This window comes from Bacillus sp. AFS017336 (assembly GCF_002555445.1).
Classification (GTDB): Bacteria; Bacillota; Bacilli; order Bacillales; family Bacillaceae_G; genus Gottfriedia.
Map to the genome: position 1 here is coordinate 1 of NZ_NUCO01000100.1, position 267 is coordinate 267.

General features: G+C 68.9%; 1 pseudogene. It reads right to left on the reverse strand.

The features are described from left to right. Positions 1 to 267, reverse strand: a pseudogene (locus CN601_RS22250) (hypothetical protein); the annotation flags it as partial.

The window sequence follows — 267 nt, forward strand, 5'->3', positions numbered from 1 at the left end:
GGGTGGCGATGCGCAGCAGCACGTCCACCCGCGTGCGCTCGGGCAGCAGCTTCAGCGCATCGGCGGCCTGGTCGGTCTCCAGGTGGGCCATCACGATGGCGATGATCTGCGGGTGCTCGTTGCGCACCAGGTCGGCCACCGCACGCGGGTCCATCCACTTCAGCGCGTCCAGGCCGGTGGTGTTGCGGCCCAGCAGGATGCGGTCGATCAGGCCGCTGGCCTTCTCGCTGCCCAGCGCCTGGATCAGCATGTTGCGGATGTAGTCGT